The organism is Aureliella helgolandensis, assembly GCF_007752135.1.
In the GTDB taxonomy this organism is placed as follows: domain Bacteria; phylum Planctomycetota; class Planctomycetia; order Pirellulales; family Pirellulaceae; genus Aureliella; species Aureliella helgolandensis.
In genome coordinates, this window is sequence record NZ_CP036298.1 from 1,827,323 (window position 1) to 1,839,812 (window position 12,490).

General features: G+C 56.2%; 4 protein-coding genes. 2 read left to right on the forward strand and 2 right to left on the reverse strand.

Annotated features, from left to right (window positions below; translation table 11 throughout):
- Positions 1–41 precede the first annotated feature (41 nt).
- Positions 42–8,165, reverse strand: a complete 8,124-nt coding sequence (locus Q31a_RS06505) for a cadherin repeat domain-containing protein (protein WP_145075698.1) — start codon at positions 8,163–8,165, stop codon at positions 42–44.
- 434 nt (positions 8,166–8,599) lie between these two features.
- Here Q31a_RS06505 and Q31a_RS06510 point away from each other — a divergent pair, with 434 nt between their 5' ends.
- Both Q31a_RS06510 and Q31a_RS06515 read left to right on the forward strand, forming a co-directional pair.
- Positions 8,600–9,832, forward strand: a complete 1,233-nt coding sequence (locus Q31a_RS06510; RefSeq protein ID WP_145075701.1) for a cohesin domain-containing protein — start codon at positions 8,600–8,602, stop codon at positions 9,830–9,832.
- Positions 9,833–10,027: 195 nt separating this feature from the next.
- A complete protein-coding gene (locus Q31a_RS06515; RefSeq protein ID WP_145075704.1) occupies positions 10,028–10,714 on the forward strand; it encodes a cohesin domain-containing protein in 687 nt (228 codons plus the stop codon).
- Here Q31a_RS06515 and Q31a_RS06520 read toward each other — a convergent pair.
- Entirely contained in the window at positions 10,711–11,997 is a 1,287-nt protein-coding gene (locus Q31a_RS06520; protein ID WP_145075707.1) for a hypothetical protein, read from the reverse strand. The genes Q31a_RS06515 and Q31a_RS06520 overlap by 4 nt on opposite strands.
- Positions 11,998–12,490: the final 493 nt, after the last annotated feature.

The following is a 12,490-nucleotide window of genomic DNA, read 5'->3' on the forward strand; positions in this document are numbered from 1 at the left end:
CCAGCCCATGACGACTGAGCCCGCGTTTCGCCGGTGACGATCTATTCGACAATATCATTGATGGTGATAGTGAACTCTTGATCGAACGTCAGGCCGTACGAGTCGGTAGACCGGACTCGTACATAGTAAGTGTCCTGAGTTTCAAAATCGAGCTCGGCGGCCGTCTGAAGTTTATCACCCACGATCGTAAAGGATGCATTGTCGGTGTCGCCGGTACCAGCTACCAGAGTGTAGGTGTGGGAGTCTATGGCATTGGCATCCGTTGAAGTTAGCGTGCCAACATCGGAACCAATAGCCGAGCCTTCATCGATCGCGGTGCTACCAAGAGCAACGGCCGTTGGTGCCACACCAGCTTCAACAATGGTGATGGTCAGCTCTTCTTCGTGAGTCAATCCACCGGCATCGGTGACCATGACACGGATGGCATAACTCGCCTTGGTCCCCATGTCCGCTATAAAGGCGGTTTGCAGCTGATCGCCGGAGATGGCAAACGAAGCGTTGTCGGTATCACCCGAACCAGCCACCAATGTATAGGTGAACGTGTCGCCGGCATCGGGATCATCCGAGGATAAAGTGCCGACTACCGTGCCAGATGCAGCTCCATCTTCCACTTGGCTGGAACTCAACACGACGCTGGTGGCCGCCTCGTTGACGTTCGCGGCAGTGATAGTGAAGGTCTGCTCGAAGATGAGTCCCCCGGCATCGGTGCTACGTACACGAACCGAGTAACTCTCTTGCGATTCAAAGTCGAGGACGGCTGCCGTGGTAAGCGTTGAGCCGGAGATGGTAAAGGAGGCGTTGTCGGTGTCCCCCACACCTGCTTCCAGCGTGTAGGTGAAGGTGTCACCAGCGTCTGCATCCGTGGTGGTTAGATTACCAACTAGGGTGCCACTCACCGCATTCTCGGCGATGGTCAGGTTGTCGAGCGCTACTGCGCTCGGTGTCTCGTTCACACCATTGACGGTGATGGTGAACTCTTGGTCGAACGTCAGGCCATACGAGTCGGTGGACCGAACCCGCACGCTGTACGTGTCCTGAGTTTCAAAATCGAGCTCGGCGGCCGTCTGAAGTTTATCACCCACGATGGTAAAGGATGCATTGTCGGTGTCGCCGGTACCAGCTACCAGAGTGTAGGTGTGGGAGTCTATCGCATTGGCATCGGTTGAAGTTAGCGTGCCAACATCGGAACCAATAGCCGAGCCTTCATCGATCGCGGTGCTACTAAGAGCAACGGCCGTTGGTGCCACACCGACTTCAACAACGGTAATGTTCAGCTCTTCTTCGTGAGTCAATCCACCGGCATCGGTGACCATGACACGGATGGCATAACTGGCCTTGGTCCCCATGTCCGCTATAAAGGCGGTTTGGAGCTGATCGCCGGAGATGGTAAACGAAGCGTTGTCAGTATCTCCGGATCCAGCCACCAATGTATAAGTGAACGTGTCGGCGGCATCGGGATCATCCGAAGCTAAGGTGCCAACTGCCGTGCCAGATGCAGCTCCATCTTCCACTTGGCTGGAACTCAACGTGACGCTGGTGGCTGCTTCGTTGACGTTCGTGGCAGTGATGGTGAAGGTTTGCTCAAAGGTCAGTCCTCCGGCATCGGTGCTACGTACCCGAACCGAGTAACTCTCTTGCGATTCAAAGTCGAGGACGGCTGCCGTGGTAAGTGTTGCACCGGAGATGGCAAAGGAGGCGTTGTCGGTGTCCCCCATACCTGCTTCCAGTGTGTAGGTGAAGGTGTCACCAGCGTCTGGATCCGTGGTGGATAGATTTCCAACTAGGGTGCCACTCACCGCATTCTCGGCGACGGTCAGGTTGTCGAGTGCTACTGCGCTCGGTGTTTCATTCAGATCATTGACGGTGATGGTGAACTCTTGGTCGAACGTCAGGCCATACGAGTCGGTGGACCGAACCCGCACGCTGTAAGTGTCCTGAGTTTCAAAATCGAGCTCGGCGGCCGTCTGAAGTTTATCACCCACGATGGTAAAGGATGCATTGTCGGTGTCCCCGGTACCAGCCACCAGCGTGTAGGTGTGGGAGTCTGTGGCGTTGGCATCGGTTGAAGTCAGCGTGCCAACATCAGAACCGATAGCCGAGCCTTCGTCGATCGCGGTACTACTGAGAGCAACGGCCGTTGGTGCCACGCCGACTTCAACAACGGTAATGGTTAGCTCTTCTTCGTGAGTCAACCCACCGGCATCGGTGACCATGACACGGATGGCATAACTGGCCTTGGTCCCCATGTCCGCTATAAAGGCGGTTTGCAGCTGATCGCCGGAGATGGCAAACGAAGCGTTGTCGGTATCACCCGAACCAGCCACCAATGTATAGGTGAACGTGTCGCCGGCATCGGGATCATCCGAGGATAAAATGCCGACTACCGTGCCAGATGCGGCTCCATCTTCCACTTGGCTGGAACTCAACACGACGCTGGTGGCCGCCTCGTTGACGTTCGCGGCAGTGATAGTGAAGGTCTGCTCGAAGATGAGTCCCCCGGCATCGGTGCTACGTACACGAACCGAGTAACTCTCTTGCGATTCAAAGTCGAGGACGGCTGCGGTGGTAAGCGTTGAGCCGGAGATGGTAAAGGAGGCGTTGTCGGTGTCCCCCACACCTGCTTCCAGCGTGTAGGTGAAGGTGTCACCAGCGTCTGCATCCGTGGTGGTTAGATTACCAACTAGGGTGCCACTCACCGCATTCTCGGCGATGGTCAGGTTGTCGAGCGCTAGGGCGGTCGGCGTTTCGTTTAGATCACTGACGGTGATGGTAAACTCTTGATCGAAGGTCAGACCATACGAGTCGGTAGAGCGGACTCGCACACTGTAGGTGTCCTGGGTTTCAAAATCGAGCTCAGCGGCCGTCTGAAGTTTATCACCCACGATGGCAAAGGATGCATTGTCGGTGTCTCCAGTACCAGCCACCAGAGTGTAGGTGTGGGAGTCTATGGCGTTGGCATCGGTCGAAGTTAGTGTGCCGATTTCCGTCCCGATAGCCGAGCCTTCGTCGATCGTGGTACTACTCAGGGCGACGGCCGTTGGTGCCACACCGACTTCAACAACGGTAATGGTCAACTCTTCTTCGTGAGTCAATCCACCGGCATCGGTGACCATGACACGGATGGCGTAACTCGCCTTGGTTCCCATGTCTGCCACAAAGGCGGTTTGGAGCTCATCGCCGGAGATGGCAAACGAAGCGTTGTCGGTGTCACCCGAACCAGCTACTAGCGTGTAGGTGAATGTGTCGGCGGCATCGGGATCATCCGAAGATAAGGTGCCAACTGCCGTGCCAGATGCAGCTGCATCTTCCACTTGGCTGGAACTCAACACGACGCTGGTGGCCGCTTCGTTGACGTTCGTGGCAGTGATAGTGAAGGTCTGCTCGAAGATGAGTCCCCCGGCATCGGTGCTACGTACCCGCACCGAGTAACTCTCTTGCGATTCAAAGTCGAGGACGGCTGCGGTGGTAAGCGTTGAGCCGGAGATGGCAAAGGAGGCGTTGTCCGTGTCCCCCGCACCGGCTTCCAGCGTGTAGGTGAAGCTGTCTCCAGCGTCTGCATCCGTGGTGGTTAGATTACCAACTAGGGTGCCACTCACCGCATTCTCGGCGATGGTCAGGTTGTCGAGCGCTAGGGCGGTCGGCGTTTCGTTTAGATCACTGACGGTGATGGTAAACTCTTGATCGAAGGTCAGGCCATACGAGTCGGTGGAGCGGACTCGCACACTGTAGGTGTCCTGGGTTTCAAAATCGAGCTCAGCGGCCGTCTGCAGTTTGTCCCCCACGATGGTAAAGGATGCATTGTCGGTGTCGCCGGTACCAGCCACCAGAGTGTAGGTGTGAGAGTCTATCGCATTGGCATCGGTCGAAGTTAGCGTGCCAACATCGGAACCGATAGCCGAGCCTTCGTCGATCGCGGTGCTACTAAGAGCAACGGCCGTTGGTGCCACACCGACTTCAACAACGGTAATGGTCAGCTCTTCTTCGTGAGTCAATCCACCGGCATCGGTGACCATGACACGGATGGCATAACTGGCCTTGGTCCCCATGTCCGCTATAAAGGCGGTTTGCAGCTGGTCGCCGGAGATGGCAAACGAAGCGTTGTCAGTATCTCCGGATCCAGCTACTAGCGTGTAGGTGAATGTGTCGGCGGCATCGGGATCATCCGAAGCTAAGGTGCCAACTACCGTGCCAGATGCAGCTCCATCTTCCACTTGGCTGGAACTCAACGTGACGCTGGTGGCTGCTTCGTTGACGTTCGTGGCAGTGATGGTGAAGGTTTGCTCAAAGGTCAGTCCCCCGGCATCGGTGCTACGCACCCGAACCGAGTAACTCTCTTGCGATTCAAAGTCGAGGACGGCTGCGGTGGTAAGCGTTGCACCGGAGATTGCAAAGGAGGCGTTGTCGGTATCTCCCGTACCGGCTTCCAGCGTGTAGGTGAAGGTGTCACCAGCGTCCGGGTCGGTGGTGGTTAGATTACCAACTAGCGTACCACTCACCGCATTCTCGGCGACGGTCAGGTTGTCGAGTGATAATGCGCTCGGTGTTTCATTCAGATCATTGACGGTGATGGTGAACTCTTGGTCGAACGTCAGGCCATACGAGTCGGTGGAGCGGACCCGCACGCTGTAAGTGTCCTGAGTTTCAAAGTCGAGCTCAGCAGCCGTCTGAAGTTTATCACCCACGATGGTAAAGGATGCATTGTCGGTGTCCCCTGTACCAGCCACCAGCGTGTAGGTGTGGGAGTCTGTGGCGTTGGCATCGGTTGAAGTCAGCGTGCCAACATCAGAACCGATAGCCGAGCCTTCGTCGATCGCGGTACTACTGAGAGCAACGGCCGTTGGTGCCACGCCGACTTCAACAACGGTAATGGTTAGCTCTTCTTCGTGAGTCAACCCACCGGCATCGGTGACCATGACGCGGACGGCGTAGCTCGCCTTGGTTCCCATGTCCGCCACAAAGGCGGTTTGCAGCTGATCGCCGGAGATGGCAAACGAAGCGTTGTCAGTATCTCCGGATCCAGCTACTAGCGTGTAGGTGAACGTGTCGGCGGCATCGGGATCATCCGAAGATAAGGTGCCAACTGCCGTGCCAGATGCAGCTCCATCTTCCACTTGGCTGGAACTCAACGTGACGCTGGTGGCTGCTTCGTTGACGTTCGTGGCAGTGATGGTGAAGGTTTGCTCAAAGGTCAGTCCTCCGGCATCGGTGCTACGTACACGAACCGAGTAACTCTCTTGCGATTCAAAGTCGAGGACGGCTGCCGTGGTAAGCGTTGAGCCGGAGATGGTAAAGGAGGCGTTGTCGGTGTCCCCCACACCTGCTTCCAGTGTGTAGGTGAAGGTGTCACCAGCGTCCGGGTCGGTGGTGGATAGATTACCAACTAGGGTGCCACTCACCGCATTCTCGGCGACGGTCAGGTTGTCGAGTGATAATGCGCTCGGTGTTTCATTCAGATCATTGACGGTGATGGTGAACTCTTGGTCGAACGTCAGGCCATACGAGTCGGTGGACCGAACCCGCACGCTGTAAGTGTCCTGAGTTTCAAAATCGAGCTCGGCGGCCGTCTGAAGTTTATCACCCACGATGGTAAAGGATGCATTGTCGGTGTCCCCTGTACCAGCCACCAGCGTGTAGGTGTGGGAGTCTGTGGCGTTGGCATCGGTTGAAGTCAGCGTGCCAACATCAGAACCGATAGCCGAGCCTTCGTCGATCGCGGTACTACTGAGAGCAACGGCCGTTGGTGCCACGCCGACTTCAACAACGGTAATGGTTAGCTCTTCTTCGTGAGTCAACCCACCGGCATCGGTGACCATGACGCGGACGGCGTAGCTCGCCTTGGTTCCCATGTCCGCCACAAAGGCGGTTTGCAGCTGATCGCCGGAGATGGCAAACGAAGCGTTGTCAGTATCTCCGGATCCAGCTACTAGCGTATAGGTGAACGTGTCGGCGGCATCGGGATCATCCGAAGCTAAGGTGCCAACTACCGTGCCGGATGCATCTCCATCTTCCACCTGGCTGGAGCTCAACGTGACGCTGGTGGCTGCTTCGTTGACGTTCGTGGCAGTGATGGTGAAGGTTTGCTCAAAGGTCAGTCCCCCGGCATCGGTGCTACGCACCCGAACCGAGTAACTCTCTTGCGATTCAAAGTCGAGGACGGCTGCGGTGGTAAGTGTTGCACCGGAGATGGCAAAGGAGGCGTTGTCCGTGTCTCCCGCACCGGAGACCAGAGTGTAGGTAAAGGTGTCACCCGCATCGGCGTCGGTCGATGTTAGAGCGCCAACCACGGTTCCACTCGCGGAGTTTTCGGGAACATTGCTGTTCGAAAGGCCGATTGCTGTCGGGGCCGTATTGCTTCCCGCTGCAAGAATTGTACCTGTCAGAACCTGCTCGACAAACGCGCCTGCTGAATCGGTACTTCGAATGCGGATGGTATAGGAGTTTTGCGTGTTAGCGTCAAACACGACCGCAGTTAATAATGTATTTCCCGAGAGGGTGAATTTGGCATTGTCGGCGCTGCCATCTCCACTCACCAACGTGTAAACGTGAGAGTCCCCAGCATCCGTATCCACCGTCGTCAGCGTACCAACCGTGGTGCCAATTGCTTGCCCGTCAGTCAGATTGGTTGTGGACAATGCCACTGAGCTCGGCGGATTGTTGGTATCGCTAACGGTGATGGTAAAGTTGCGGACGAATGACTTGCCAGTGGAATCGGTCGTACTAACACGAATCGAGTAGGTTCCAGGGGACGCGCTGAGTGCTTCTGCTGTGAGCAGGTTGCTGCCACTGATGCTAAACGAACTGTTGTTCGTATCACCACTGCCTGCCACCAGTGCGTAGGTGAACGAGTCGCCCGCGTCTGGATCACTTGTTGAAAAACTACCAACTACAGAGCCAATGGCCTGGGAGCTGGTGGCACTCTGGCTGGAGAGGCTGAGGCCAAAGGGAGCTTGAGAGCTTGGGAGGTCGGGTAGGTTCGGAACTGGCAAGCCCACGACTTTACGCAAGATATCGCTCGCATCGAGCGCGCTGATACCACCTGCCCCAGTGATGTCTCCCATAATCGTGGGATCGATGAGAGCAAACAGAGGAGTCGTGCTCGGTGTGCTGTCCGCAGAACCTAAGAAGCCGGTATCTAGACCAACCCCCACGCGGGCGATTAACCGTGCATCTTCAGCATCATAACGGCGATTGGCGTTGACATCTCCCGCATAGGATACCAGTTGCACTCCACTATCGACTTGAGCCGTCATTGCACCAGCATTGACTTCCACGGACGAAAAACTCAATACCTGAGTACTGCCGTAGCTAGCATCTTCCGGAACCGAAGCAATCAATTCGATGACATTCGTTTGGCTGGCCGTGAGAGGTGCCAGCGCGTAGAAGGATACCGTTGCAGTGCCGGGTACCGTAAGGTTTGCATCGACGCTACTGCCAGCCGGAGCATCGGCACCCAACTGGACGTCGGAGATGTTGAGCAGACTCGGGTCGTATTGGAGTGTAAAGGTTACCGAGGTTAGACCGGCAGGATTGGTAAGAACCACTGCCAGTCCATCGGGCAACTCTGTGCCACTCCCCTGCCCAGGAGCTTGTACTGCTTGGCTGGGGCCGCGCGCGAAATCGGGGAGGCCAAGGATCATGTCGGTAGAGGTGCCGACGGTAAACTGAATCACAAAATCACCACCGGCGGTGCCGTTGCCCGATGGTAGGGTCGTGCCATTGTATTCCCCATCAAGCAATTCGCCATCGGCTAGATCGGTAAAGGCATCTGACGCACTCCGGAGCGTTGCCGTGTAGGTATCTGCTGCCAGGACTCCATCGCTAGCAACGAAAGTCAACCTGGTTCCATCGACGACCAACGACCCCTTCACATCACCCGTAGTGGCTCCTTGGAGCGTGACGTCGGCAGCACCCTGAGTGCCCCCCTCGGTGTTGTACAGATTCAGATTGAGGGTACTCACCTCTTCGCTCAACTCAACCACAAAACCGCTATCGGTCGGTTCGAATGCGGTAATGTTGGCAGCCAACACCCGACGTGCTTCTAGCGACTCAAACCCCAAGCGTGGGCGCCTTGACTTGCGACTGCTCCTGAGACTGTCCAGTCTTAGCTTGGCGGGAGAGGCAAAGGACAGAAAGCGAAGCAGGTCGGTAAAGCCACGACGATTCATAGGATAAAACTCACTAAAGGGTAACCAATGATTCTTGAGCAGCTACAGTCGACGCTGCCAAACTCTAACTCGTATGCCGTGGTGGCAATGCTACGAGTCTGCCATGAACCAAGCAAATATATTTTGGGCTTGGCTTGTTCCGAGAATGGTCTGGAACCGGCAAAATCACCGTGCCCGACGACTCTCAAGGGCGAGTCGCACCGGTGCCCCACACAGGTAATCTTTTTAGTCCGATTAGTTACTTCGGCTATCTCGTGGCGTTCTCTCAATTTTTTGTGCGTAAGGAAGCGACTATTGGACGACTAATTTGAAACAGTTCCTACCATTTAGTTCCCTTGCCGGAACAAAAGAATGTGGACAGCCGTCACATTCGACAGACGCCGCTTTACCAGTCGGTTGTTGTCCGCCCAATCCAGTAGCTCGAGATACTATCAATGCTTAGAAACAAATTTCGGCCAACTCTGGAAAACCTAGAAATCCGACGACTCTTGGCTGCCGTAGATATTCCCTCAGATCTTTCCGGAAATGTGGCGGCCATCGTTGCAGCCCCTGTCAATATTGACACCGCTGCTGGAATTCGCGGAGCCGAAATAAGGCTCGCCTACGACACCAGCTTGCTCGATTTAGATAGCAATTCTGTTTCGCTCGGATCTGTCTGGAGTGGAAGTTCCGACGCGCAGATCACGGCAAACGTGGACGATGCTAGCGGCACCGTCGTCATCTTTATCGCGTCGTCCAGCCCGTTGTCCGCCACCGCAGGGAGCCTCGTCAATTTAGACTTCACGATAAGCTCCACAGCGACCGTTGGCAGCAATGCTATTCTCAACCTAACATCCGTATCCCTCAATGAAGGGGCGATTGCTGTTAGCCCGGCACCTGCCGCCGGCGCCGATTCGACCGACGGGCAAATCCTGGTGACCAGCGATTCTACGGGGGGAGATGACAGCATTTCTGGGTTCGTATTTGCTGACGCGAATCGCGATAACTTGCTCAGTTCGGGCGAAGCCATCCCGGGGGTGACGATCACGCTCACCAATTCCAGTGGGGTGCAGCAGCAAGCCGTCACGGATGGAAATGGGAGGTATGAATTCCTAAATCTGGCGCCGGGTAACTACAGCCTACAAGAGGAGCAGCCTGCAGCGTTCGTGGATGGCGGTAGCAACACCCTGAATGTCGCACTTGCCGCGGCCTCCGATTTGACTAACCAAAATTTTGTGGAAGGAGGGCTCCTGCCCCAATACCTGTACACGCGTCTGCGGGCTACCGTCGTGCAACCGGTGGGGTCGGCCGCTTGGCAAGCTCAAATCGAACAAATACGCGAGGACGCCGAGCTCGGTAGTGGTGCTTCGTCCAGTTCCAATCGTGTGCAAACCCAGTCGATTCAAAGTGCGTCGATTCAAAGTGCATTGGATCCGAGTTCCCAACTGTCCGTGGCCGGTTCGCGGCCCCGCCTCGCCTCCTCTTTCCTAGCCTACCTGGGGAACACGCAAGCTCTTCCTGCGGCCGAAGGGGAAATGGCTGGCAACTCGCAGGCATTGTCGCCTGCCGTCAGCATTCCACCGGCGGCTCAGCGGGCCTCGGTGCCGATGGTCGAAAGTTCTGAATTGCGAACCCACAATCGCCGGTTAGCTAGCTTCGACCAAGCCCTACTCGCCTTGCTGGAATAGGCGTTTGCCAGCGACACTACCTCTAGGGGGCGGATGAGATCTGCTATCAATCCTAGAAGGGCAGTAAATTAAACTCTCCTCCAAAATCGACGTATCGCCTGGAATTTAAAGTTCGTAATCTCCAATTCTTCAACCACCCAAAATCTAGTTGTGTTTCTAGATGCAGGGTGTGTTCTCTTCGAATTGGAGTCAAGGATGGGCAAGTTATCTCGTCGGCTTTCGCTGGAAAGTCTCGAAGCGCGTAAGCTGTTTGCAGGCTTGGTAGGTACCGAATCGGCTGGTTTCTGCGGCCCGGTGCGACCACCTGCAAGTGAAGAGATTCGATTGAGCGTTGAGACCTCGCGAACGGAGGGGGTTCGAGCGGCGGAGCTTCAGTTCGAATTCGACCCCAGTAAATTCCAGCTCGCTCCCTCGGACGTGACACCTGGAGAAGCTTGGCAGGGCAAAGCGACCTTGCTGACGAATATCGATCACCAAGCCGGCTTAGTTTCGGTGCTCGTCTACTCCTCCGTCGCGATTCAATCCGACGCAACCGACCTAGTGCATCTCGACCTGGATCTTGTCGATGAGCTCGCCGCTGATGTGGCTGCCGATTTCGTGCTGAAAAATCTGGAGCTGAACGAGGGGATGGTGGAATCGCCCGCTGAGCTAGTCCTCTCGGAGCCTCGGCTGCCCAGCCCAGCAGACTTCTCGAAGCCCACGCATGCTGCGCTTCCGACTCCGGAACTCTCCAGGCGTCCCATTCACCGATTGGACGCGGTTCTCCCCTCCAGCGACCGAGACCAGGGGATGTTGTACGGTCCCCTGCGCCCTGAACTCATTGACTACGCCAATGTTAGCAACGGTAGTCATCATCGTACTGCAGTCGCCAGCCTCACCTAGTGCTTCTTGGCGGGGCGCGGCGCCTGCGTCAGCACGGTGACCGCTCCGGTGATCACCACTCCTAGGCTCATCCAGAACCAAGGCGTGACCAATCCCCAAGTGCCAGCTTCGCTCAGGGAAATGAAGGTGTTGATGACGGGCGCAAAACCAAAGATAAGCGGCATCACGTAATAGGGCTTTCCTCCAGCGTTGAAGGCGAGGAGGACGCCCAGTGCACCGATTGCTCCGGCAATCCCCGCCAGGAACGACCAGGTCATGCCCATGCCGGTCCATGCACCACCGCTGCCCATCGCCCCGGAGTAGATCAAGATCAGAGGCACGGCGACGGCGATTAGGAAGTAGGCAAGTCCGACACAAGCGAAGGGACGCAAGCGACTGCCCGCCATCTTGGCTTGACCTACGTGTAGCATCGGGCCATAGGAGCCCCAACAAAGTGCAGCGATGATGATCGAAATCACGATTCCTAAGGTGTTGGAACTTTTGGCCGTAGGATGCGGTTTGGCGTGTGAGGTCGGGGCGGAGCCACTCGTTGCGGACGCAGCCTCGGCATCCGCAGGTTGACTATTTTGCTGGTTATCTTCTTGGGCTGGCTCTGCAGCCGCCGCATCTTCGGGGCTTGGGGAATTGCTGTCGGAACCTGCTTCGTGCTCGGAGACCGCTTCTTCAGCCGAGTCGTTCTTCTCTTCGGCAGTATTTTTCTCTTCAGCAGTAGTTGCCTGAGCCGCTGACGTCTCGCCATCGGGCTCACTCGTCTCAGCCTTCGATTCCAGCGAGCTGGCCGGTTCGCTCGACTCGGCCGACGCGGAAGTTGCGGCGGGCGCCGCATTCGGCTTGAAGACCAAAACGCCTCCGGCCCCTAGCGCGGCCGTGACAATTCCAATCACAAACGCGGGCTTAATCTGGCTAAAGGTACGGCTCATCATGGCCGTCACCAGGGTGTTGACCACTGGCGCAAACCCGAACACGAGTGGCATTACGTAGAGAGTTTTGCCGCCATAGCCTAAGGCCAAGATGATCCCCAGGGCCCCAATTGCACCAACCGCTCCGGCTACCACGGAGAAAACGGTACCGGCGATCGTCCAATTCCCCTTTTCGCCACTCTTTTTGAGGATGGCGAAGGGAATGAGGACCGCGATAAGGAAGTAGGCCAATCCAACGCCCACGAATGCACGCATGCTGTCGTGGTTCAGTGCGATGGCACCATGGTGCAGAACCGGACCGTATGCCCCCCAAGAGACAAAGGTCAGGGCAGTGAAAAATAAGACGAATGGCAGGCCCTTCATGAGTAGCTGGCTCTTTCCTGAAACAATTCAGTTTGGGGGTGAGGGGGCAGGGGCGAGTTTTCATCTCGCTTCAGGAGTCGCCGTGGCACTCAATGCGTGTCACGGACGGTCCCCGCGAGAAGCTACTTTTCTACCATTGCGCGGCGACTTTCCATAGCCTCTGCATTTTTCGGACCTTCGTAGGAAGCTAGAAAATAGAGTCAGCCCTTAGAGTGAACGATCCCACCTTGTCGATTGGGGAGGAAATGGCGACGTGCTGACCTGCCGTCCCGCCCGGGGGGGATCGCTGATCGCGATGGTGCTCTTCACCGATTGCCCAGCTTTAAATTCGAGGGAAAGATGGATTCGTCCGAAAGGGGAGGTTAAATCCTCAAACCACCCTTCACTCTCTTCCGAATCTCTGCGATTCTGCGGTTGCTAGTTTCGCCAAATGCGATAGGATTTCCGGATTGTAGATTCGAAGCCTAGGATTCTCCCTCTAGTGGGATTGATT